This is a genomic window from Psychrobacter urativorans (assembly GCF_904846695.1).
GTDB lineage: Bacteria > Pseudomonadota > Gammaproteobacteria > Pseudomonadales > Moraxellaceae > Psychrobacter > Psychrobacter urativorans.
The window spans coordinates 107946-130149 of the sequence record NZ_CAJHBR010000001.1 but is presented as its reverse complement, the minus strand read 5'-3'; the positions used below and the strand labels follow the sequence as shown (position 1 = coordinate 130149).

General features: G+C 41.3%; 21 protein-coding genes. 10 read left to right on the top strand and 11 right to left on the bottom strand.

Going from position 1 to position 22204, the window contains the following annotated elements; all coding sequences use genetic code 11:
* The first annotated feature begins 407 nt into the window (after positions 1–407).
* Positions 408–611 (top strand): CsbD family protein, encoded by a 204-nt coding sequence (locus tag JMY09_RS00540; protein WP_201621643.1) that lies wholly within the window; start codon positions 408–410, stop codon positions 609–611.
* A 586-nt stretch (positions 612–1197) separates the two neighbouring features.
* On the opposite strand, the gene JMY09_RS00535 is transcribed toward JMY09_RS00540, so the two are convergent.
* Positions 1198–1908, bottom strand: a complete 711-nt coding sequence (locus JMY09_RS00535; RefSeq protein WP_265087983.1) for a ZIP family metal transporter — start codon at positions 1906–1908, stop codon at positions 1198–1200.
* Positions 1909–2282: 374 nt separating this feature from the next.
* Here JMY09_RS00535 and JMY09_RS00530 point away from each other — a divergent pair, with 374 nt between their 5' ends.
* The 3 genes from JMY09_RS00530 (at position 2283) to JMY09_RS00520 (ending at position 4209) form a co-directional block, all read left to right on the top strand.
* A complete protein-coding gene (locus tag JMY09_RS00530; protein WP_201621642.1) occupies positions 2283–2882 on the top strand; it encodes a PepSY domain-containing protein in 600 nt (199 codons plus the stop codon).
* A 327-nt stretch (positions 2883–3209) separates the two neighbouring features.
* Positions 3210–3683, top strand: a complete 474-nt coding sequence (locus JMY09_RS00525; protein ID WP_201621641.1) for a hypothetical protein — start codon at positions 3210–3212, stop codon at positions 3681–3683.
* 151 nt (positions 3684–3834) lie between these two features.
* A complete protein-coding gene (locus JMY09_RS00520) occupies positions 3835–4209 on the top strand; it encodes a hypothetical protein (RefSeq protein ID WP_201621640.1) in 375 nt (124 codons plus the stop codon).
* Between the two features lie 153 nt (positions 4210–4362).
* On the opposite strand, the gene JMY09_RS00515 is transcribed toward JMY09_RS00520, so the two are convergent.
* Entirely contained in the window at positions 4363–4674 is a 312-nt protein-coding gene (locus JMY09_RS00515) for an NGG1p interacting factor NIF3 (protein WP_201621639.1), read from the bottom strand.
* Positions 4675–4962: 288 nt separating this feature from the next.
* Positions 4963–5625, bottom strand: a complete 663-nt coding sequence (locus JMY09_RS00510; RefSeq protein ID WP_201621638.1) for a DNA-3-methyladenine glycosylase — start codon at positions 5623–5625, stop codon at positions 4963–4965.
* A 395-nt stretch (positions 5626–6020) separates the two neighbouring features.
* On the opposite strand from JMY09_RS00510, the gene JMY09_RS00505 reads away from it, so the two are divergent.
* The 4 genes from JMY09_RS00505 (at position 6021) to JMY09_RS00490 (ending at position 9536) form a co-directional block, all read left to right on the top strand.
* Complete coding sequence (locus JMY09_RS00505) at positions 6021–7013, top strand: DUF1852 domain-containing protein (protein ID WP_201621637.1); 993 nt, start codon at positions 6021–6023, stop codon at positions 7011–7013.
* Positions 7014–7066: 53 nt separating this feature from the next.
* Positions 7067–8095, top strand: a complete 1029-nt coding sequence (locus JMY09_RS00500; protein ID WP_201621636.1) for a methionine synthase — start codon at positions 7067–7069, stop codon at positions 8093–8095.
* 56 nt (positions 8096–8151) lie between these two features.
* Complete coding sequence (locus JMY09_RS00495) at positions 8152–8643, top strand: flavin reductase (RefSeq protein WP_201621935.1); 492 nt, start codon at positions 8152–8154, stop codon at positions 8641–8643.
* A 92-nt stretch (positions 8644–8735) separates the two neighbouring features.
* The gene (locus tag JMY09_RS00490; protein ID WP_201621635.1) at positions 8736–9536 is read left to right on the top strand and encodes a sulfite exporter TauE/SafE family protein; all 801 of its coding nucleotides are present in this window, start codon (positions 8736–8738) and stop codon (positions 9534–9536) included.
* Positions 9537–9677: 141 nt separating this feature from the next.
* Here the strand turns inward: JMY09_RS00490 and purC are convergent, their stop codons facing one another.
* From purC to JMY09_RS00470, 4 genes are all read right to left on the bottom strand, one after another.
* The gene (gene purC, locus JMY09_RS00485) at positions 9678–10391 is read right to left on the bottom strand and encodes a phosphoribosylaminoimidazolesuccinocarboxamide synthase (RefSeq protein WP_201621634.1); all 714 of its coding nucleotides are present in this window, start codon (positions 10389–10391) and stop codon (positions 9678–9680) included.
* A 54-nt stretch (positions 10392–10445) separates the two neighbouring features.
* The gene (locus JMY09_RS00480) at positions 10446–10760 is read right to left on the bottom strand and encodes a hypothetical protein (RefSeq protein ID WP_227677085.1); all 315 of its coding nucleotides are present in this window, start codon (positions 10758–10760) and stop codon (positions 10446–10448) included.
* 102 nt (positions 10761–10862) lie between these two features.
* Positions 10863–11768 carry a 4-hydroxy-tetrahydrodipicolinate synthase gene (dapA, locus tag JMY09_RS00475; protein WP_201621633.1) on the bottom strand — a complete coding sequence of 302 codons (906 nt, stop codon included), beginning with the start codon at positions 11766–11768 and terminating at the stop codon, positions 10863–10865.
* 313 nt (positions 11769–12081) lie between these two features.
* Positions 12082–13452 (bottom strand): Do family serine endopeptidase, encoded by a 1371-nt coding sequence (locus JMY09_RS00470; RefSeq protein WP_379606664.1) that lies wholly within the window; start codon positions 13450–13452, stop codon positions 12082–12084.
* Positions 13453–14175: 723 nt separating this feature from the next.
* Here JMY09_RS00470 and JMY09_RS00465 point away from each other — a divergent pair.
* Positions 14176–16449: a cation:proton antiporter gene (locus JMY09_RS00465; RefSeq protein ID WP_201621631.1), complete on the top strand. Its 2274-nt coding sequence runs from the start codon at positions 14176–14178 to the stop codon at positions 16447–16449.
* A 135-nt stretch (positions 16450–16584) separates the two neighbouring features.
* Here JMY09_RS00465 and tmk read toward each other — a convergent pair whose 3' ends face one another.
* The 4 genes from tmk to JMY09_RS00445 form a co-directional block, all read right to left on the bottom strand.
* Complete coding sequence (tmk, locus tag JMY09_RS00460) at positions 16585–17271, bottom strand: dTMP kinase (RefSeq protein WP_201621630.1); 687 nt, start codon at positions 17269–17271, stop codon at positions 16585–16587.
* Positions 17272–17428: 157 nt separating this feature from the next.
* On the bottom strand, positions 17429–18778 hold the full coding sequence (gene mltG, locus JMY09_RS00455; RefSeq protein ID WP_201621629.1) for an endolytic transglycosylase MltG: 1350 nt from the start codon (positions 18776–18778) through the stop codon (positions 17429–17431).
* A gap of 282 nt (positions 18779–19060) precedes the next feature.
* The gene (locus tag JMY09_RS00450; protein WP_227677084.1) at positions 19061–19957 is read right to left on the bottom strand and encodes an aminotransferase class IV; all 897 of its coding nucleotides are present in this window, start codon (positions 19955–19957) and stop codon (positions 19061–19063) included.
* Between the two features lie 192 nt (positions 19958–20149).
* Positions 20150–20812, bottom strand: coding sequence for a hypothetical protein (locus JMY09_RS00445; protein WP_201621627.1), 663 nt, complete (start codon positions 20810–20812; stop codon positions 20150–20152).
* A gap of 515 nt (positions 20813–21327) precedes the next feature.
* Here JMY09_RS00445 and aroE point away from each other — a divergent pair.
* Positions 21328–22191 (top strand): shikimate dehydrogenase, encoded by an 864-nt coding sequence (gene aroE / locus JMY09_RS00440; RefSeq protein ID WP_201621626.1) that lies wholly within the window; start codon positions 21328–21330, stop codon positions 22189–22191.
* The last annotated feature ends 13 nt before the right edge of the window (positions 22192–22204 follow it).

Below are 22204 nucleotides of genomic sequence, written 5' to 3'. Positions count from 1 at the left end.
TATAGCTATTTAGCTATTAAGTCTATTGGCAACTTTGTACTGAAAGTATCATTCATTAGCATTGATTGTAACTAACTGTCAAAAACCAGCCAACTGACTGAGCATAAGCTAATAGATCCTATTCATGAGCTTAAAAAAGCATAACCACACTTACTTGTTGCAGCAATAAACCCTATTAGGGACAACACAAGTTATATATCATCAACATAACTGAGCCTATAATTGCTGTTAAGCAACACTATAAACACTGGTTATACAGACAAGGTAATATTCGACCTTTATATTAGTTATTAACAGTTAGCCTCTAAATAGGGTGATTATTCATAATTACTAATTATAATAATTACCGAATTAGCTAGTTGGATTAATAGCACTAACGATTAATAATTAAAACAAGGAATAAAATAATGAACGAACATACTTTGAAAGGCGAATGGAACCAAATTAAAGGTAACGTTAAGCAGAAGTGGGCTGACCTAACTGATGACGACTTATTACATATTGAAGGTAGCCGTGACAAGCTAGTAGGTAGTGTACAAGAGCGTTATGGTCATACAAAAGATGCTGCAGAGCGTGAAGTAGATGATTGGCGTAGCGAACACAAGTACTAATATATCTAACTACCGATATACATACGTACTGATAAATAGTAATAGAACGCTGCGCTAAAGTAGCTTATGTTAATAATATAAAAACTGCATTATTTTATGATGCAGTTTTTTTTGCCATAAGCTATTAGTCAATTATAGCTAGGTTATGGCATAGTGCTATTCACTACTGGTTAGCTTAAAGTTAAAATATCTTCATTTTAAGCCAGACACGATAAAACCGCATAACAAATTAATGTTATGCGGTTTTATCGTTAACTATCCATGTTACCTATCACCATTTTTATGACTGCATCCTTGCAGAATAAAAATATAAGGCAATAGCTGAGCTTCCTGCTCGTTTGTTGCAACTGCTGTCAGCAATTATCTGCTACCAGCATAGGTCATGTGTCCTTGCTTCAATTACTATTATCATCCTGATGCTAGTAACTGAATCATTGTCCTTAACACGGTAAACTCAATCCTTGAGTCACACTCCCTGATGCCGTGTATCTATAGTGCCTAATTGTTTCTCTATTGTTAAGTCGCATTAACGTCATTGCTTGTAAGCATATGCTTACAAAAATTCTAAACCATCATGATTATTGCTCTAAATAAGCATCTCACCTACCACGCCTATTAAGAATCCCAAGGTTGCACCCAGCGAAGTGAGATAATTATTATCTAACTTACTTTCAGGAATAATGTCTTGAATAAGCAAATATAAAATACCAGCACTAGCGAAGATCATCAAATGAGCGGTCAAATTTGGATAAGGGCTTAATAAAAAATGGCCAATTAATGCAGAGAGGATACCGAAAAAGCTTAGCAAGAAGAAAATAGTCAAAGTCTTTTTGACACTGAAGCCACTTTTTACTAAGTCACGAAACGAATTAAAAGCCTCAGGCAAATTTTGTAAGCCGATAAACACCGCTAACAGCAAGGCCATTTGCGGCTCAATAGCGAATACTGCACCCAAAGCAATAGACTCAGGAACGAAGTCCATCATCATCGCCAGTAACGTGGCCTGCTGACCGCCCGAATTCGCTAAGCGCTTATCAATCAGCATAAATAATAGAGCCCCTGCTGAGAAAGATCCTATCACGCCCCATATGCTCAGCTCTTCCATGCCTTTAGGTACTAACACTAGAGCTAACGCCGACAATATTATTCCCGCACCAAAAGACATTAGCGTGTGCACAATCTGGAATTTTGCTGGACTGTCTTTTATGTGGTGATCAAATAGGTTAGCTAACAGGCCCCCTATAAATACGGTTGCTCCGGCAAAGCCCGAAAAAAGAATAAGTTGTAGCAGCATCATTGACCTCTATTTTGTATTCACTAGCTTCTATTTTGATAAGCTAAATAATATTAGGCTATCTCTTTAGCAAACTCGTTTGGATATTTTTAATTTTGAATCGCCTAGAAAACAGTCTCTGCCAGCATCGTATCGGTGCTGTGGTCGAATTGTCAACGCGCCCTAGTCTTTTTTCCTTGTTGTTACTGCCAAATCAGTTAGCGACAAAGCAGCCGTTTGGCAAGGGGCATTCACTAAATGCTTGGCATTATTACGCAAGGCCTCGTATTAATTACAACTCGTTAACTTTTAAGACATCTACCCTCAAGTTTTGCGGACTACCATAGCTATGTAAGAAAATATTTCAAAGCACCTGCTACTTATAATAAGAGAGAACCATGATAAAAGCTAAAACTTTGCAAAATGTACTAGCAACAAGCCTTAGTATCACCCTTTTGAGTACTGCTATCGGTGGTAGCGCTATAGCCAGTAACCACTATGAAAGCAACCGTGGTCAACAAGTCTACCGCGATGGTAATTTTGGTCAAATCAGTAACCGCCTGCGTCAAGACTTGCGTAGTGCTGGCTATTACGTCATGGATATTCAGCCCGATGGCAATAATAGAATTAATGTTTATGCCAAAAAAGATAACCGACCGTATGAGCTTGTCTATAATTATCCCGGTCTAAAGTTAATAAGCTCTAAGCAAAAAGCTTGGTCTAATGTTTGGCAGAATAATAATAATAATCACAACGGTAGTAACTATAAAAATAACAATTATCTTGAGACCAAAATAAAAAACGAAACACGTTATCAAGCTACCAAACAACGAGCTATTAGAAAAATTACCGATATGGGCTATAAAGTCAAAGATATTGATATCGATGAGCAAAACAATCGCGGAGTGTTTGAAATTGATGCTAAACGTGGTGGGCAGGACTACGAAATAATACTCAGCTATCCTGATCTGAACGTAATCAAAATAGAAAAAGACTGATTTGATCTAGCTCTATCTTAATAAGCTTAACTGACTAAGCTCAGCAGCGGCTGTTATCGAAGTTTTGGCATCGTTTTAGTATTGATGCCTTTGGTCAAATAAGCCCATCTGCGGTCTTATTTGGCCGTTTTTTGTAATATTGTCATTGCCTAATTTAAATATCATCACTAGCAGTATTGTAAATTTATCTCTGTTTAGTGATAGTCACTTTGTCGCCTTTTTCCTCTTGATACCTTAGTTGTTCAAAACTTATTCAAAGTAACTGCGCAACGCTTAAACAGTGGCTTCAATACTATTGATTTAACCTCTAGGGTCGGAAACTTCATCATGAAAATTTTATCTCATTTCTCATTAAAGCATGTCATATCAGCTGGTCTTACTCTCGCTATATTAGGTACTGCTGTTGGCTGTACGGTTGTCGAACCCGGCTACAACAATCAGCCGGTATATCGCGGCAATAATAACTATCAAGATCGTAGCTTTAATAGCTTGAGTCAGCAGTTACGCCAAGATTTACGCCGAAACGGTTATCAGGTTATGGATATTAGGCAAGATAACTATCGTGGCAATCAGGCGATCTTGGTCCATGCTAAAAAGAATAACCAAGCTTATGAGTTACGCTATAGCTACCCTAATTTAAAGCTGATCAACTCGAGTAAAATAAACTGGTCTAATAACAGACGAGATAATGACTACCAAAGAAATAATAATCACAATAATAATAATAATAGATATAACAACAGAGACAATTATAAAAACAAAGCTCAGCACAGAAACAACAATCGTTATGACCATAGATAATATTAGTAACACTCTGGCAATGACTAAAGTGCATAGGACATTCATACCTATACTCTAGTCATTGCCATCATCTGTTGTAATCAAATATCCTGCGCTAAAACCCCGTTCGATTAAACTTCATACGATAAAAAAATAATAAGGACACTCTATAATGAACGCTAAGCCTCTATTGAAAAGCGTTGCTGCTAGTAGCTTTATCGCTGCTTTATTAACAGTTACTACCGGTTGCGTTACCGAACCTGGTGGCTATAATGCTTATGGAGATATTTACCAAGATATCTATAAAGATACTGACTTGTATAAAAAACATAAGAAGACTATCGAAACAATCGATAAAGAGATCTATCGTCCTGGTATTGAGCAACGTGCCGCTAATATAGTCAGCAACATGGGCTATCGAGTCAAAGACGTTAACTATAAACAAGGTGACCGTACTATTAAAGTCAAAGCTGAGCGTGGTAATAAGGATTATAAAATCGAGCTGGGCTACCCTAATTACAATGTAATTAAGATTAAAGAAGATTAGTAGCGAGATATATTTAGCCAGCCCTACTGCCTTGTTAGGTACCTGTTTATACTAATGATACAAAAAGTCGGAAAAGTCATCTATTGACTTGTTCGGCTTTTTTAATGCTATTTTTTATAGCGGCTATCTTGGCAATAATAAATAATACTGCCATTAAAAATCTAATACTTGTAGTACATCATATGCGGGAGTCTCATAAGGATGAGCCTTTTTTAGCGCTTGGATAACCTTAATAATAGCCAGCTTCGGTACTACCATCTCCACTCGCCATTCGCTAACGCTCTCTAGGCTATCATGACTACCAATATGCGGTGTACTGCCAGCTAGGGGCATAAATTGACCACTGCCTTGCACTTGCCAGCAGCACTGCTCATAATCGCCAATCTTACCAGCACCAGCAGCAAACAGCGCCGACTTGACTTGCTCTAGCGCCTCATCTGGAATAAAAACTGTTAGCTTATACATAGATAGTCTCCTAAGCTTGTCCTACGATATAGTGTTAATAAGTAGCGCTGACTAAAATGCGTTATACAAACTACCGTCAACCCCACCCTTGAAACTATAAGCATTTAGAAAAATCAGTATTTAAAAAGATAAGTATTTAAAAAAGTAAGTTTTAAAAAACAAGCATTTAGAAAATAAGCATTTAAGACTAATCATTTAAGCAATAAAAATCACTAAGACCGTACCAGCTCACTTTGTAAAGCTACTAAATACAGCTGTCAATTCCTACAGGCCTTACTTATTAGGCTTTTACTTTTTAGATAAAGACCGATGATCGGTCCATACATAGCGCAATAGCCAGTCTTTGGCCTCGCCTGCATAGTCAATACCTATCCGTGGTCGCAGTGATACTGGTGGCTGACAACCGTCCTCCTCTACCCAAAGCTCTGAGTCAGGACTGATAATTTTGCCATACAGAGTACGGTCAATCTGTAAACCCTTAGTTAGCTTACCTGGCCCTGCCAGCTGTTTGATATGAGTGAGCTGCTTGTCAGCACTAAGCTGCTGCTCGTCGACTAACCGATCACTGTCAGCACTCAAAAAACCAGCCCTTATCAGTACTGATTCTGCAGAGTCAGCAGGCCCAGTGATCAAGTTGAGCATATTATGTATCCCATAAGTCAGGTAGACATACAATAGGCCGCCTTGGCGATACATGATTTCAGATTTTTCTTTGCCCTTTGCCACATGGGCTTGTACTGACCCATCAGCATCGCCTATATAAGCCTCAGTCTCAGAGATACGCATACGCAGAACCTTATGCTGACCATCACTATCTGTTAACTGACGGCATAACACCTTACCTACTAAGTCAGCAGCGACCACACAAGTTGGTCGAGCAAACCATGCTGGTAGTAATACCGATGTTTGAGAAGTTATTTCTTTAGTAGCGACTGATTTGCAAGCTGACATCAATAAGACCTTTTTATTATTTGGTAGAGGCTAACGGCTTATAAGTTGTAAATTATAATGTAGCACAGAAAAATAACGCGCAAGTGCTGACAATGTTCGCCCTGTGTTTAAACGATGTTTTGTATGTGCTTTACACTGCGGCAAGATAGACCTCCCTTCTCCTGCTAAGAAGTTATTATTAAGGCCTTTAAACTATTTTATAGATTCGACTTCCTATCAAATGATCAGTCAAAACTTCCGCTATCTAATCCTGCTTAATAGCAAAAAGTTACTAAGATGAATTTTACTCAGCTTTAATTTAAATTAAGTCGTTTTTATTCATGTATTGACTGAGGTATGATCTATCTCATACAGAAACTTGGTTTTATCTCAGATAATTAGGGTAGCGAATCGCCATGAGTACAGAATTTAAATGTTCAATTAAAAAAATTAGTTTCGATGAAAACTATCAACCAGCCGATAGCACACGTCTGACCACTAACTTTGCAAATCTGGCTCGTGGTGAGCATCGTCAAGAAAACTTACGCAAAACGTTAACTATGATAAATAATCGTTTTAACGCTTTAGCGCATTGGGATAATCCAACAGCAGACCGTTATTCTGTTGAAGTTGAAATTATTTCTGCCCATATGGATATTGCTGGTGATGGTAATACCTTCCCTGTCATCGAGACTTTGAAAACAACGATTGTTGACCATAAGCATAACAAGCGTATCGATGGTATGATTGGTAATAGTTTTTCCTCTTATGTGCGCGATTATGACTTTAGCGTATTGCTGTTAGAACATAGCAATAAAAAATCAGCATCACCAACCCCAGAGCATTTCGGTGATTTACATGGCAAACTGTTTCAGTATTTATTGAATTCAGAAGCCTACCAAGCCAACTTTAATAAAAAACCAGTGATCTGCCTCAGTGTATCAACCAGCAAAACCTATAATCGCACTACTAATCAGCATCCGGTATTAGGGGTTGAATACAGACAAGATGACTATTCGTTGACCGATGAGTATTTCCACAAGATGGGCTTAACCGTGCGTTATTTTATGCCTGCCGGTAGTGCGGCCCCTTTAGCGTTTTATTTTGCTGGGGACTTGTTGAGTGATTACACTGATCTTGAGCTGATCAGTGCTATTAGTACTATGGAAACTTTCCAAAAAATCTATCGACCTGAAATTTACAATGCCAACTCTACAGCAGGTCAAGTGTATCAACCTAGTTTGAAGTACCAAGATTATTCACTGACGCAAATCGTGTATGACCGTGAAGAGCGTAGCCAGATGGCGGTTAAGCAAGGTAAATTTACTGAAGAACAGTTTATCAAACCCTACTTAGCTATCCTTGAGCAATGGGCTGCAAACTATAGTGTTAAAAAATATGCGGCTTAACTAAGCGCAATTCAGCCAAAATAATAAAGATTTAAATATAAAAGTGGATTAACATGAAACTATTATTACCGACGTCAACTGCTGGCAGCCTACCGAAACCTTCTTGGCTGGCAGAACCGGAGAAAATCTGGTCACCTTGGGCTTTGGAAGGTGAGCAATTACTTGAAGCCAAACAAGATGCTCTACGAGTATCATTGCAGGAACAACTGCATGCAGGCATTGATATTGTTAGTGATGGCGAGCAGACCCGTCAGCATTTTGTCACCACTTTTATCGAACATCTTGATGGTGTAGATTTTCAACAGCGCAAGACGGTACGAATTCGTAATCGCTATGATGCCAGTGTGCCTTCCGTTGTCGGTGCTGTCAGCCGTCAAAAGCCTGTTTTTGTTGAAGACGCTAAGTTTTTACGTCAGCAAACCAAACAACCTATTAAGTGGGCACTACCCGGTCCGATGACGATGATCGATACGCTGTATGATGGTCATTACAAAAGCCGAGAAAAATTAGCTTGGGAATTTGCTAAAATTCTCAATCAAGAAGCTAGAGAATTAGAGGCAGCTGGGGTTGATATTATTCAATTCGATGAGCCTGCTTTTAATGTGTTCTTCGACGATGTGAATGACTGGGGTGTTGCTACTTTAGAGCGGGCACTTGAAGGTCTAAAGTGTGAAACAGCGGTGCATATTTGCTACGGTTATGGCATCAAAGCTAACACTGATTGGAAAAAGACTCTAGGTTCAGAGTGGCGCCAATATGAGCAAGCTTTTCCCAAATTACAACAGTCTAAGGTCGACATTATCTCACTCGAATGTCAAAACTCACAAGTACCAATGGATTTTCTGGAATTAATCCGTGGTAAAAAAGTGATGGTCGGGGCTATTGATGTGGCCACCAATAACATTGAGACCCCTGAAGAAGTTGCCAGTACTCTGCGAAAAGCACTACAATTCGTTGATGCTGATAAGCTCTATCCTTCAACCAATTGCGGTATGGCACCTTTGTCTCGTCAAGTTGCTCGAGGTAAGCTGAAGGCTTTAAGTGCTGGTGCAGAAATAATTCGCCAAGAACTGACGGCCTAAACGCCCTCTACAGACCAGCTATAGTCAAATTTAGGATTGCAGTAATGATTAAAGATGTGATTGAAGCAACCGAGTTTAGAAACGCCATGTCTTCATTGACGACTGCGGTCAGTGTTGTCACTACCCAAGGCCCATCGGGTGTATACGGCTTTACTGCCTCTGCGGTATGTAGTGTCACAGACACCCCGCCAACTTTGCTGGTCTGTATGAATCATACCTCACGGTCACATGGTCATTTCGTTGAAAATAAAATTCTAACGGTCAACGTGCTAGGTACACAGCATGAACAGCTATCCAATACATTTGCCTCTAAATTGAGTGTCGATGACCGGTTTAAAGAGGGGTCTTGGACTGAGCTAGCAACAGGTGCTCCTGTTTTAGAAGATGCGTTGGTAAGTTTTGATTGTGAGATTGAGCAAATTCAGCAAGTTGGCACTCATAGTATTTTTATCTGTCGAGTTGTCGCCATTAAACAAAGTCAACAAGATGAAAGTTTGGTTTATTTTAATCGTGCTTATCATCAAGTTGGACAAGTGCAATTCTCTTAAGTCAGCACTTAAATCAGTACTTAAGTCAATTGCCTAGCTATTATCAAATTACTATTAAACTATTCACCCTCAAACTATGAAGTAACTATCCCGTGGAATTAATCATTTTTTTAGCAATAGGTGCTCTAGCAGGATTTGCAGCAGGGCTATTTGGCGTAGGTGGTGGAACCATCATCGTGCCTTTGTTATATATCGTCTTTTCCCAAATGGGTTACAGTGCTGACACTATTATGCATTTGGCTCTAGGCACCTCATTGGCGACTATCGTTGTCACCTCTATCAGCTCCTTAATGGCGCATAATAAAAAGGGCGCTGTTATCTGGCCAGTATTTAAAAATCTGGCACCAGGAATGGCGCTCGGCTGCTTTTTAGGGGCAGGTATTGCCGGATGGCTCTCTGGGGTTCATCTGCAACTGATTGTAGGGCTATTTTTGCTGTGGGTAGCATTTACTATGTTTACTGGTAGCAAAAAGATTATTGATGCTAATAAAGTACTGCCTTCCACGCCTATGCAATTAACTGCAGGCGCTGTTATAGGAATAGCTTCTGCAATTTTTGGTATCGGTGGTGGCAGCTTGACCGTTCCTTATCTCACTCGTTATGGCGTGGTGATGCAAAAAGCGGTTGGTACTTCAGCGGCATGCGGCCTTCCCATCGCTATAGCTGGCGCTTTAGGCTTTATGATTTTTGGTATGCAGGCTCAAGTCAATGTTCCTAATACTATTGGCTTTGTACATATTTATGCCTTTTTAGGTATTGGTAGCATGAGCTTTTTCACTGCCAAGATTGGCGCAAAAGTGGCTCATATGCTATCCCCACAACTACTAAAAAAATGTTTTGCCGTATTATTACTCATTGTGGGCTGTTTTTTCCTTTATAAAGGATTGATTTGAGTCTTGCACATCTAAACTGCAAGTCTCAGCAACCAAGCCTAATTACCGACTAGAATATGTTGCTAATAAAACCTTAAAAAAAACTGAGCACAAGGCTCAGTTTTTTATTGTCTTAATTATGATAATTAGCTGAATAAATTCTTAGCTTAAAGGGACACCGATACGCTTAGCGACTTCTTCATAGCCTTCAATGACATCACCAAGTGACTGACGGAAGCGGTCTTTATCTAGTTTTTTCTTAGTAACTTTATCCCAAATGCGGCAACCATCTGGCGAGAACTCATCACCTAACACGATACGGTCGTGAAAGACGCCAAACTCTAGTTTGAAATCAACTAGTATCAAGTCACCAGCATCAAACAAAGCAGTTAATACTTGATTCACTTGATGGCTTAACTCTTTCATTTTTGCTAATTGAGCGTCAGTTGCCCAGCCAAGAGAGATAGAAATCGACTCATTAACCATCGGATCACCAAGGCCATCGTCTTTATAGAACAGCTCATAAGTAGGCGGCGTAAGCTCTTGGCCTTCTTCTAGACCTAAACGACGTACTAGACTACCAGCCGCAAAGTTACGGACTACACACTCAACAGGAATCATCTCCAAACGCTTGACCAACACTTCGTCGTCAGACAGCTGCTCTTCAAAATGAGTTTCGATACCAGCATCGGCCAGTTTTTGCATAATAAAAGCGTTGAAACGGTTGTTGACTACGCCTTTGCGTGCTAACTGTTCGATACGTTTACCATCAAGCGCTGAGGTATCGTCACGGAAGTGTAAAATCAGCAGATCATTGTCTTCGGTTTCATAAACAGATTTAGCTTTACCTTTATACAGCAGTTTTTGTCTTTGCATTACAAGTATCCTTTTCACTTAAGCTGGCATAATAAACAATGATAGTGGTGGCGGCTACTGATTAGCAGTAGGCACGGCACGCTCAGGTTTTGGTAATTGGTATTGTTTACCGGCATCATTCTGTAAAGTCAAAGTATTAGCACCGACATTTGGCGTGGGATATAAAGGCACAAAAGGCCCAGCTTGTTGATCAGCAGGCAATTGTAATGGAGTAAGCTTTTGGCTTTTTTGATACTCTAAACTACCGTTATCACGTTTACCAATAAAGTCTTTTGTGGCTTGGCAGCCAGTCAAAACTAAGGTGCTGCCCATAACTACTGTCAGCATGATAGGAAGCATTTTGCGGGTGGCGAATGATGTTTTCATCATAATATCTCTATATTATCCTACGGAGTTAGCTGTCGACGCCTATATAGACGCTGAGCTTGACTGTTATTCTATAGCTATGATCTTAGGGACTAATGGCAGCTTTTATAACAACTTTGCTTTTATCAAAGCATTATCGATAGTAGCGTGATGCTCATCAGCCAACCAAACTAGGGGTAGACGAATACCTTTGTCTATCATGCTCATTTTATATAAAGCGTATTTGACTGGTATAGGACTAGATTCGATAAACAAATCGCGGTGCAGATGTTTAATCATATCGTGCGCAGCGTTTGCCGCAGTAAAATCACCACGTAATGCGGCACTAAAGCTCTCGCTCATGGCTTTTGGCGCTACGTTAGCAGTTACTGAAATATTACCTTTACTACCGAATTTTATTAGCTCTAGCGCCGTACTGTCGTCGCCAGATAATACTACTAGTCTGTCACCAACTGCTTGAATAAGCTGTTCGCCACGAGTAAGAGAGCCAGTGGCGTCTTTAATCGATACAATATTATCAATATCAGCCAAACGCTCAACGGTTTCTTGGGCGATATCGACGATGGTACGACCAGGGACATTATAAAGCATTTGTGGCATATCAACAGCGGCAGCAATAGCCTTATAGTGTTGATATAAGCCTTCTTGTGGTGGCTTGTTATAATAAGGAGCTACCAGCAATGCACAATCTGCGCCCGCATCTTTGGCATCTTGCGTCAGTTTGATGGCTTCAGTAGTGTTATTAGCACCGGTACCAGCTATGACTGGTACGCGCCCCTTCACATGCTGCACAAAATAGCGAATCACGGCGCTATGCTCTTGCATGGATAAAGTCGCTGATTCACCTGTCGTTCCCACTGCCACCAAGCAATGCGTACCTTGCTCAATTTGCCAATCTATGAGATCTGCCAGACGCTTGTAATCTACCGTGCCGTCAGGGTTCATGGGCGTTACCAAAGCTACCATTGAGCCTTGAAGTCGGGTTTTTATCTCGTCGTATGCTGTGCTCATAACCATGCCTTACTGTATTATCCTAGCTTTTGTAAAAGCTATCACCTGATAGGTTGTGGACAAGGAATTTTTCCTTGCATGATAGTCGTTTTGCTCACTAGTGGTTTTGTTTAGTAGTCTTATTTCTAATAGACAGTGCTGTCTTATAGGCTATGAGACCCTAGAAATACTAGCGGTCTATATAGTGCTATAAACGTCCGCTAGTGTAGCATATTTTAATTTGGTCGCTATCTTCAATTGTGTGTTAAGCAAACGTTAATAACTTAAAAAACTCTATAATTTATAAAAAAATCCAATCAATGCGCTTACTATTTTACTCGATACGTAAGCCAATGATGGCTGGAATCCCTTGGCGAATGACTTCTATAGTAACTACGCCTTTTTTGGGTAATGAGGAGATAGCGCTATTAAAGTCTGTGACTTTAGTAATAGGTTTTTGATATAGCTTAGTGATCACATCGCCAGCAAATATACCTGAGCGCGCGGCAAGTCCAGTCGGATCAGTAGCGGTCACTAGTACACCAGTTTTTTCATCAGCGGTTAGCTCCAATTGCTCATCAGCAGTCAAATTACGCAAGCGCAGACCCAAACGCACCACATTGTCTTGCTGATCAATGCCTTCACCTTGCACCCCTTCTGGGGTATCGCTCAGCTTTCCGCTTATAGATAGTGATTTACCATCACGCTGTACTTTTGCGCGAAAGGTATCATTAGGTCGAGCTCGATTGATCAAATTTAATAAATCTGACGCTCGCATAATCTCAATATCATTATATTGTAAAATAATATCGCCAGTTTTCAGACCTGATTTTTGGGCGGGTGAATTAGGCGATACTCGAGTCAACAGCGCTCCTTGGGGCCGCGCAAGCTTATAGACTTCTGCCAAATTGCGATCGATATCTTGTGGATAAATACCTAAATAAGCACGCTGCACTGACCCATTAGTTTTGAGCTGCTCATAGATATCCATAGCCGCATCAATCGGGATTGAAAACGACAAGCCCATATAACCGCCCGTACCACTAAAGATACGCGAGTTAATACCTATAACTTCCCCGCCCTGATTGAATAAAGGTCCACCTGAGTTACCTGGATTCAGCGCCACATCCGTTTGGATAAATGGCACGCTCGTCTCTCTTGAAAAGCTGCGTGATTTGGCACTAACGATACCAGCAGACGCTGAGTAATCAAAACCAAAAGGTGAGCCTATAGCTAATACTGGCTCGCCAACTCTCAATCCAGTCGAGTCGCCGATAGGCAATGCCGGAAAATTAGTACCTACTACTTTGAGTACTGCCACATCTGAGCGTTCATCACTACCTATCAACTTTGCATCTAGCTCAGTGCGATCATTAAGAGTGACAGTGATTTTGTCCGCGCCTGCGATCACATGATGATTGGTCAGCATATAGCCATCTGCCGTTACAAAAAATGCAGTGCCGTAAGCATGTTCGATAGCTGGTTTGGTAGCTTCTTCAGGGATCTGTATTCGATCACCAAAGAACTGACGTAATAACTCAGCGGTCTGTGCTTTTGCCAGCTCTGACTCACTAACCGTCTTAGTAACATTGACTCGTGCTACTCCAGGCGTGACTTGCTGCACCAGACCTGAGAAGTCAGCAGTAGTCACTGCCGCTTGTGCGTTAGTCGCTGTCGCTACTGTGACGCCTGTAGTCATCGTCATAGCGATAGCGACTGTCAGCGCACTGCGAGTTAACCAATAGCTCAAATTACGAGGGCTGCTTTTAGAGTGCATATTCTTTTCCTTAGGCGGTATTTTGACTTGTCTATGGCTGCTTATCTACTATTGACTATCGATTAGTACCAGCTCATTAACGAAGTTGATACTCTACTATTTGCTAGTATTATGCCGTATAAATTAAGCTATGGCTATGCTCATCCTTTACGCCAAGAGCTATTGCTAGCATGGTCATAACAATATGAGTAGAGCAATCTAACTCATCATCCACTGGCAGACATGCCTGACGCAAGGAAAATAAAATCATGCTATGATAATAAGTTAAAACCCTTATTTAACCAACAAAAGTTAATAACTAATACTACTCCGGCTGGTTATAATTGACCAATAATAAAACCAGCCCACTAGATTGCTATAGCCATCCAGTGGTTTAAGTTACTAGCGCTTAATTTGCTTTTACTCACCTTATTAGCAGGCGCTCATTAACACAGATTATCCCTGTTTATCTCTAGAAGCTGTTTACCTTTAGATACTATTGTTGCTGCTATAAACAGCTAATTGTAATCATTTCACTTTTTACCCTTGCTCAGCGTTTTTTATCATCAACGAAGGCAAAGCTAAGCAGCAACAGCTAACCATTGAAGCAAAATACTGACTACAACAACTAGTGAAATACGTAGCCCAAAAAGCTTATAAAAGGATTGATTTATGGATACTGCTCTACTGCTATCCGGCGTGGTGGCGATAGGCATTGCGGCCCAATGGTTAGCTTGGTACTTAAAGCAACCGTCCATTTTGTTTTTATTACTGATTGGTATTGTCGTTGGCCCTATATTGGGTGTGTTTGACCCTGACTTGGTATTAGGTGAGCTAATGTTCCCTTTTATCTCCTTGGGAGTAGCGATTATTCTATTTGAGGGCTCCCTAACTTTAGAGTTCGACGAGATTAAGCAACACGGTACGGTAGTGCAAATGTTGGTGTCCGTCGGGGTACTCATCACTATCGCCATCGTGGCTTTGTCGACTTATTTACTGTTCGATGTTGATCCGTTAATAGCGCTATTGTTCGGCGCCCTAGTATGCGTGACTGGTCCTACTGTGATTATGCCACTACTACGCAGTGTACGTCCGAATAAGACCATCTCTAATATCCTAAAATGGGAAGGGATTATCATTGACCCTATCGGCGCTATTGCGGTGGTATTAGTCTATGAATATATCATCTCTGGTGGCGAGGCTAGTAGTATTCTACTGTTCGCCAAAATTGTGGTATTAGCAACTCTATTAGGTCTGGCTGGAGCTTGGGCGCTAGCTTTCTTAATGCGCAAGCATATGATTCCTGAGTTTTTGCGCAATGTCTTCACTTTAGCTTTCGTACTATTATTGTTCTCTATCTCCAACCATTTAGAGCACGAATCCGGCCTGTTAACTGTCACTGTATTGGGAGTAGCTTTAGCCAACTGGCCTAAATTCCCTCGTGATACTATCTTAGAGTTCAATGAATCGTTAACGGTCCTACTGATATCGGTATTGTTCATTATTTTGGCAGCGCGTGTTGAGCTAGCCAGCTTAATAAGTGTCGGTTTTGCAGGTTTAGTATTACTTGCTATCGTTATGTTTGTCGCGCGTCCTCTGTCGGTTTGGGCCTCCTCTATTGGCTCCAATCTAAAAACCAGCGAAAAGCTAATGATTAGCTGGATTGGGCCACGGGGTATCGTTGCTGCTGCTATCTCATCCTTATTCGCTATTCGCCTACAAGAATATGATATTCAAGGGGTGGAGCTGCTTGTTCCCTTAGTATTTATGGTCATTATCGGTACAGTGATGATTCAAGGCTTAGGGGCCAAGGTAGTAGGCAACTTGCTGGGTGTACGTGAACCTGAGACTAACGGTATTTTGGTTGTCGGCTCTAATCCCGTGGCCTTATTGATAGCCACTTCTCTAAAGGAGCAAGGCTTCGATGTCATCGTTGCCCATAATAACTACACTAATATTGCCCGTGCTCGCATGAGTGGCCTGCGTACTTATTTCGGCAATCCTATCTCAGATCATGCTGACCATCATCTCGACCTTATCGGTATTGGCCATCTGTTCGCCATGAGCATGGATAAAGAGATGAATACTTTGTCTGAAATTCATTATCGCCACGAATTCGGTGAGCGTAAACTTTATCGTCTTAAATTCAGTGATGAAAAAGTCAGAAGTGAGCGTGATGATAAGCAGTCTAACTTCTCTTCGCAATGGATGTTCGGCAAAGATGTCACTTATACTAAGCTTGCCAGCATGTTATCTAGAAAAGCTAGAATTAAGATTACTAACCTTACTGATAGCTATAGTTTTGAGCAATATAAGGCAGATAACAAGCAATTTGTCCCGCTTTATACTATTGATAAAGAAGGCAAACTGCACGTCATTACTGACAAGTTTGACGGTACAGTTGCACGTGATCGCAAGCTTATTGCTTTAGTGGTTGAAGATGAAGTACAGCCAAAACCGGTAGATGTTACCGCCAAGCAAGAGCAAGCGCGAGTAAATGCTGATGCTCATTTTGAAGCCAACTCTAAAGCCCCAGAAAAACGCAGAGAAGTTGAGATAATAGATGATGGCTTGGATGAAGTCTCTATAGATGGTTCTGCTACAAAAGCTGATGAGGCGAAAGCTGGCATTAAAAGTGATCAAACCCTACAAGCTTTCACAGCAGCGGATGCCGCTAAAGCTAAAGCAGTGGCTATCACTGAGGCCACAGCGGCTAAAAACAGTATGACTGCAAGCGAGGTACACCCTAAAGCTAAGCCCCTCATCAATCCTAATAGCAATGGTAGCGGTAGTGCACCGAAGACCAAAAGCGGTTCACTTGATCCTAATCGTTTGCCAGATAGTGATAGCGATAAGGCAGCTAGTAATGCTGATCACGATATTAAAAATCAGCTTAAAGTCGATTCGGATAGCTCAAACCAGCTAAAAGATAGCCCTACAAGCTAAGGCAACTGATAGTTTTAGACATCAAAAAACCCCAGCTCATTGATTCAAATGAGCTGGGGTTTTTAATGCAGCGATTATCGCTAGGCTAATAGCTGTCTTTTATAACTATAGCTTTTATAGTGATAGCTTTTATTACTAGTTAACAGCGAATCTCTGACTAACCACTTGCCAAATTCGGGCACTCACTTCAGTAGTACTGCCTACCGCGTCAATGCGCTCTATACGCTGTGGATGTTTGTCAGCAACAGCGGTAAAGCCCTGATATATACGCAGAAAAAACTCTGTTGCTTGCTGCTCAAACCGATCGGCGGCACTGCGCTTACCAGCCCGCGCCATTCCTTCTAATACGGGTAGATCAAGCCATAGAGTCAGCTCAGGTAATTGCGGAATAAACTGAGCTATCAACCCTTCAATCTTAGCTAGCACTGCTGCATCACCGTGGGCACGGCCATAACCTTGATAGGCGATAGTGGAGTCAGTAAAGCGATCACAAATCACCCAAGTACCTTGTTGCAGAGCAGGCAAAATGATTTGTTGTAAGTGATCACAACGAGCAGCGAACAATAGCAACAGCTCAGTGTCATCGTTGATCTCAGTAGTAGGATCGAGCAAAATAGCTCTCAGACGCTCAGCGAACGGACTACCGCCCGGCTCACGAGTCCTTAGATATTCGATGCCGCTGTGCTGTAATTGCGCGCATAAGGTTTCGATAGCGGTGGTCTTGCCCACGCCTTCTGTCCCTTCAAAGCTAATAAAACGCCCTACTTTAGGAATAATGCTATCAGTGTTATCCGACATCTCAGTAGCTATAACTGCTGACATAAATACCGCCTCGTAGTACATATAACGGCTAAACATCGGCACTACCACCCATACTATTGGTGGTAGTGCCGATGTCCAGCTCAGATAAAATTGTGCTAAAACTTATAGCCAATACTCAGTTATTTTAGCAGCGAATGATTACTCTATCAGTAAACTATCACTCACTAAGCTGAGTAGGTGCGGTTTGTGATTTTTTCTGACGCATCACTTGCAGGTACTCTTTTACCGCTTTGTTATGCTCAGCCAAGCTACTAGTAAATTTATGGCCACCATTACCAGTAGCTACAAAGTATAAAGCTTCGCTATCGGCAGGGTGCAAAGTGGCTTCTATAGAAGCAGCTGATGGCAAGGCAATCGGCGTTGGCGGCAGTCCATCGATCTGATAAGTATTATAAGAGGTCTTTTCATTAATATCAGCTCTACGAATATTACCTTGGTAACGGCTACCCATACCATAAATAATAGTAGGGTCAGTCTGCATACGCATACATTGGTTTAAGCGGTTATTAAACACTGCTGAAACTAAAGGACGCTCACTAGCAACGCTAGTCTCTTTTTCGATGATAGAGGCCATTACTAGCGCTTCATAAGGACTATTATAAGGCAAGTTTGGCGCCCGATTTTCCCATGCGGTAGTCAATGCTTGCTGCTGACGTTTATATAGATCGGTGAGTACTTGCTTGTCAGTTGCGCCCTCAGCATAATAATAAGTGTCAGGAGTAAACCAACCTTCGAGGTTATAACGGACAATAGGATCGCTGCTATTAGTCACTGAATCCGGCAATATACCCGTCAGCTCTAAGGCTTTGGCAATACTAGCATTATCGGCGTCAGCAGTTAAAACTTCTTTGGTGATACCGTCATTATCTCGCAAGCTCTTATACAAATCCTTTGAAGTCTTACCTTCGATAATCTGTACTTTTACCATGGCTACTTTCGCGCCTTGCCCTAATATTTGCAGCGCTTCAGTGATAGTAGGGTTCTCAGGCAATGGATAAATACCAGCATGAAGGGGTGCGTCGATTTGTGACTTGATATATAGCTTAGCAATAGTGACCGAAAACAGCGGAATCTGCTCTTGCCACTGCGATAGCAGACCATAATAAGTATCGCCTTTTTCAATAGATACTTTTTTCTCAGGTTGGCTTATACGGCCAAACAAGGTTTGATAAACCATTACTAATAAGAAGGCTGCAATAAGTCCTAATACTAGCAATATCTGGTAACCACGCTGCATAAAGAACGACGGGTTGTCTTTTTTATAACGTCGAGGTGGACTAGCGCCACTAATTAATGATACATCAGTCACTGGTGCTGGCATCGAAGCCACACGCTCGTCTTTAACCGCTGTCGGTTCTGAGTCTAGCGCTGCATTAGTTGGCTTAATGCTATTAGAGTCAACGCTAGTGGACTCAATATCAGTAAGCTCAGTAACACTAAGGTCTTGATTGTTTGACGGGATGTCATTAGCTTGATTATCAGATGTATCAGGTGTTGGCTTACTCATGGCAACTCACAGGGCAGAAGTTTGGCTAGAATTTAGCACTGAAATGCTTACTTTTCAATATTATTTACTTAGTATAGGCTTTAACTGAAGATTTGGCAGCGAATATCTGCTCAAATTAAGTTCGTTATTGAACATAAAAATCTAAATTGATATCAACATAGTTTGGCCAACTGCTTGTTATTTATTATCTGTGCCAAAAACCTAGCCAAAAACCTATAAGTGCCACGGTCGAATGTTCAACACGCTCTAAATATAATTTCTCTGAACAGCAAAATATTTTATTTAGAAACTAACAATCTCACCACTCAACAAAGTAAGCGCTGACACTGGCATAACTCCACGTACCGCATTGCAAAAGAACAGCTGTGACAGTTGAGGTAAGTCGTTATCTGTTAGAGGACGAATGATGACCGGTCTAGTAGTTACTGCTAACGAATCTATTAGTACTTGGCGCATGACTCCAGCGACGCCGGATTGGCTCATAGAAGGTGTGTACCATTGGCCAGTAGTTAGATAGTCACAAGGTTTTGCCTTATTATTATTAACGACATTGCAAAAGGTTTGTGCTCGGTTGGCAAATGCAGTTTCCGTCAACTGATAGAAGACATTGCTCATAGTACCTTCAACCCAACTGCCTGTCATATCACGTAGCAAACCCTCGCCATAGCTTTTATAAGCTAAATCTAACTCAGCGTTAATACTTTGTAACTCACCACTTGCCAGCACATTGTCGAGGCGGTTTAGGCTTTTGAGGCCTGCTAAAGTTGGTGGCAAGCAAGCAAGCTGTGAGGCTAGACAGCAAGCTTGCGTCATCGGCTGTAGCAATAGCGAACGTCCATCAGGCAAGCTTAACTGTTCGGCAATAACCTCAGTTATCGGCGTAGCTTTAAGCCAAATCTCACAGCCACTGCCCGACTCACTAGTTTTAAACCCATAACCACGTAACGCTTGCTCAGCACGAGTAATGATAAGCTTGAGCATCCCTTGTTGCAGCTGTTGAGCTTGCGCCTGTAGATCGAGCAACAATTCATCGCTATCGATATCGAGTTGTAAGGCTTGGGAGTGCGAGATGAGTCGTTGCTTATGATAGTCGAGCCATAATATAGTGCCCTCAATCACTGCCATAGTAGTAAAAAAACCATCACCATAAGCCAACCCACGATTATTAGGCGTCAGCATTGTATGTCCATTATTAGGCTGGGATGGTAACGCTGACCATAAGCTGTATTTATCTGATATCATTGATAATATGACTTAAAGGATAAGGGTTAGTACGACTGTTGATGAGATTATTAGCATAGGCATTGAGGTTGTCGCTAATCGCTTTGCTAGCCCTTGCATTGGTGTAGCGACTTGATTTGATTAGCAAGCTTAAGTGCTGGCACCAGCTTTATTAAGTATTAACATACAGCTGTAAAACTCGCATTTAGCCAGCTCTATTTTTTGGCCGCCTATAGTCTGATTCTTGATGATTTGACCATTTAGCATGTCTGCTAGCAGTTTACCGCCCTCATCACCCATCAACTGGCGCGCTACTTTATAAGCCTTTTTGGCATGAGATTTACTTTGCTGTTTTTCTTCATCAGAGTCAGTAGGGTTGGCATAATACCAACCTAGCTCCAAATATTTTTGTGAGTCGATGACATCTAAGTAAGGCGATTTGGTAGTCATAAAGCGATATTTGGTCGCTGGATTACTAGCATAGTCTAAGCTATTCTCATCCTTGCTCACCACTTTGCCAAAGGTGGCGTTAATGTCGTCTAATGCATCTATTTGAATCGGTTTTACACTGCCCTTATTCCAACTAGCCAAATCGTAACTGACTGGTATCCCTTGCTCAGTAACTGCACCATCTAAGTCGCTTTGCGCTACAGTGCTATCTGATGCGGCCTTTTCAGATGTTGGTGCATCACCACTAATAGTGGCAGCAACATCTTCTGCAGTGCTTTTATTCTCACTGTTGCAGGCGCTTAATGATAGGCTAGCTACCATAGTCATGCCAATCATAAAGGTCTGTAGAGGTTTATTCCACATGGGCAGTTTACTCACATTTTTAGGTTTATCGCAAAATTGTATTAGCAAAAACAGTAATGCATTAGCAGTTGATGTCGCTAACTGCTGCAATAAGTACGCCATCGCTGTGGTCGAATGTTCAACACGCCCTAGTATTAATAGTTATAGATGTCACGCACTTGATAACATAGTTTACCCAACTGCCAAGCTATTGACTAGCCTTTACGTTACAGATAACAATCACCGCTAAGAGATATTTGTTACCTAAGTATTTATGAGCTAGGTATTTGTCTAAAACTTGCTATTACTATTATTAGTGTCAGTCACTAAGTGTTGGCCTGAGATTTATAAAATCTTTAATTCTACTCTATTATAGGGTAAATTTTAGCCACTTTTAGCTTTGCCTTTTTACTGCTTGCGGTGACAAAATTGCTTTAAAAAGATCCTTATTACGTTTTTATTATTCTCCGCTATTTATAGCATTAGCTACTTAGGCTCAACCCTATAAATAGCAGACTACAGGCAGCCTAGCACTTATGAATAAAACTTTAACTTTTACCAAAGCTCAGCAACATTTTATGGTCATTGGCAACCCTATTGCTCATAGCAAATCTCCTGAGATTCACCAAGTATTCGCCAAGCAAAGTGGCCTAGACATCAGTTATCAACGCCAATACTGTCCTGATAATGCTGAAAGCTTTTATGCAGTGGTTGCGGCTTTTTTTAATGGTGGCGGTGTAGGAGCCAATGTTACGGTACCTTTTAAACAACTGGCTTATGATTATTGCCAGACTCAGGGTAGCTTGTCTGAACATGCCAAAGTTGCAGGGGCAGTAAATACTTTATTGCTAAAGAATGAGGCGCTATATGGCGATAATACTGATGGTCAAGGTTTAGTCAATCATATAAAGAGCCTAGGCTGGCCGCTCGCTGGTGCACGCGTGGCTATTATTGGTGCTGGCGGTGCAGCACGCGGAGTAGTCCTACCCCTTATACAGGCTGGGATCAGTACTCTGACGATTGCCAATCGTACTGTTAGTAAAGCGCAGGCCTTAGTCTCTGAGCTTAGTGCAGCTAGTAGTACCATCAACAGTCATAAGCTTAAGAGCTGTGCTACTGAAGAGTTAACTGGAGCTTTTGATTTGATTATTAATGCCACTTCTATTGGGCTCTCAGGAAATACTTTGCCATTAGCAGACGACTTAAGCAGCCATTATGTTTATGATTTAATGTATGGACGAGCCTTACCGTTTTTGCAACATTTTGCCCAGCGTGGCGCGCAGACTTCTGATGGCTACGGTATGCTTATCGCTCAAGCGGCGCTTAGCTTTGAGCGTTGGACTGGACAAGCTATCGATGTTAAGAGCGCAACGGTCAGCCTAAAAGCAGGGGCGACATAAAGCCTGCAAAAGT

Bases quoted from the DNA above. Each gene is read 5' to 3' on its own strand.
- purC (WP_201621634.1), bottom strand. From the start codon at position 10,391: ATGCAAAGACAAAAACTGCTGTATAAAGGTAAAGCTAAATCTGTTTAT.
- aroE (WP_201621626.1), top strand. From the start codon at position 21,328: ATGAATAAAACTTTAACTTTTACCAAAGCTCAGCAACATTTTATGGTC.
- JMY09_RS00500 (WP_201621636.1), top strand. From the start codon at position 7,067: ATGAAACTATTATTACCGACGTCAACTGCTGGCAGCCTACCGAAACCT.
- JMY09_RS00480 (WP_227677085.1), bottom strand. From the start codon at position 10,760: ATGATGAAAACATCATTCGCCACCCGCAAAATGCTTCCTATCATGCTG.
- JMY09_RS00510 (WP_201621638.1), bottom strand. From the start codon at position 5,625: ATGTCAGCTTGCAAATCAGTCGCTACTAAAGAAATAACTTCTCAAACA.
- dapA (WP_201621633.1), bottom strand. From the start codon at position 11,768: ATGAGCACAGCATACGACGAGATAAAAACCCGACTTCAAGGCTCAATG.
- tmk (WP_201621630.1), bottom strand. From the start codon at position 17,271: ATGTCAGCAGTTATAGCTACTGAGATGTCGGATAACACTGATAGCATT.
- JMY09_RS00525 (WP_201621641.1), top strand. From the start codon at position 3,210: ATGAAAATTTTATCTCATTTCTCATTAAAGCATGTCATATCAGCTGGT.
- JMY09_RS00535 (WP_265087983.1), bottom strand. From the start codon at position 1,908: ATGATGCTGCTACAACTTATTCTTTTTTCGGGCTTTGCCGGAGCAACC.
- JMY09_RS00520 (WP_201621640.1), top strand. From the start codon at position 3,835: ATGAACGCTAAGCCTCTATTGAAAAGCGTTGCTGCTAGTAGCTTTATC.
- JMY09_RS00445 (WP_201621627.1), bottom strand. From the start codon at position 20,812: ATGTGGAATAAACCTCTACAGACCTTTATGATTGGCATGACTATGGTA.
- mltG (WP_201621629.1), bottom strand. From the start codon at position 18,778: ATGAGTAAGCCAACACCTGATACATCTGATAATCAAGCTAATGACATC.
- JMY09_RS00470 (WP_379606664.1), bottom strand. From the start codon at position 13,452: ATGACGATGACTACAGGCGTCACAGTAGCGACAGCGACTAACGCACAA.
- JMY09_RS00450 (WP_227677084.1), bottom strand. From the start codon at position 19,957: ATGCTGACGCCTAATAATCGTGGGTTGGCTTATGGTGATGGTTTTTTT.
- JMY09_RS00505 (WP_201621637.1), top strand. From the start codon at position 6,021: ATGAGTACAGAATTTAAATGTTCAATTAAAAAAATTAGTTTCGATGAA.
- JMY09_RS00465 (WP_201621631.1), top strand. From the start codon at position 14,176: ATGGATACTGCTCTACTGCTATCCGGCGTGGTGGCGATAGGCATTGCG.
- JMY09_RS00540 (WP_201621643.1), top strand. From the start codon at position 408: ATGAACGAACATACTTTGAAAGGCGAATGGAACCAAATTAAAGGTAAC.
- JMY09_RS00515 (WP_201621639.1), bottom strand. From the start codon at position 4,674: ATGTATAAGCTAACAGTTTTTATTCCAGATGAGGCGCTAGAGCAAGTC.
- JMY09_RS00530 (WP_201621642.1), top strand. From the start codon at position 2,283: ATGATAAAAGCTAAAACTTTGCAAAATGTACTAGCAACAAGCCTTAGT.